The organism is Mesorhizobium sp. P2_F8, from assembly GCF_056403655.1.
Window position 1 is genome coordinate 1 of record NZ_JBFUFB010000119.1, and the last position, 711, is coordinate 711.

Annotated in this window: 1 protein-coding gene and 1 pseudogene; both read right to left on the reverse strand. The window is 63.0% G+C overall.

The features are described 5' to 3' along the window. Positions 1 to 245, reverse strand: a pseudogene (locus tag AC1DZP_RS36305) (hypothetical protein); the annotation flags it as partial. Beyond that, on the reverse strand, positions 235 to 531 hold the full coding sequence (locus tag AC1DZP_RS36310) for a hypothetical protein (RefSeq protein ID WP_111543956.1): 297 nt from the start codon (positions 529 to 531) through the stop codon (positions 235 to 237). The pseudogene AC1DZP_RS36305 and the gene AC1DZP_RS36310, both read right to left, overlap by 11 nt. Positions 532 to 711: the final 180 nt, after the last annotated feature.

Sequence of the window (711 nt, forward strand, 5' to 3'; positions counted from 1 at the left end):
TGGCTGAGCTCGGCAAGGCAGACGGCCGAGTGGTGACAGAGCCGATACGTCAGAAGGTTATCGACCGCTTCGGGCGTACGTCCCTGCAGGACATCCAGATAGACGCTGGTGTCGAGGAGCAATACGCCGCCGACAGGCGGCTGGTCACCTGCCCAGGACAGGGTGGAATCTGGTCGCCGTTCCAGCCCTGCCCTACGCCGCTGTGGTTTTAGGGACCGCAGTGCGCCGCCTAGATCATATGCCAAGATCGATGTCCGCGGAGATGCTGCCCTTGCGGCCGACGAGCCGGGCGCCAAAATCATCCTCGAGGGCCAGCCGCGACAAGGCGAGCTCAAGCAGTTCGGTGTCGGAGGTCACATGGGCGCGCTTCTTTGCCGCCTCGATCAATTCCGACGGCACCCTGCCGGAAAGGCGTGTGTTCTTGGCCGCGCCAAGCAGGCCGACCGCCCTCGCCTGCTCAAGCACCAGACGGTTGCGGGTGTGGGCGATCCGCTCCTCGCTTGCGGCTGTCGCTGCGCCACGTATGGTCATCTTGGGATCTCCATCTGTTGAACGGAATATAAAGGATGTTGAACATGATAGCAAGGAGAGACCACCCCCTGAGAGGCCATCCCWGGATCGGAAAGGCCCGTTGCGCTCCCGCTGATGCGATACCAGGACCGGAGCGGAGGCAATTCCCGCAGCTATTCCGTCACACAGCTCGCGGTGGAC

Excerpts from the sequence above, each read along its gene's own strand:
- AC1DZP_RS36310 (WP_111543956.1), bottom strand. The coding sequence starts at position 531 with ATGACCATACGTGGCGCAGCGACAGCCGCAAGCGAGGAGCGGATCGCC.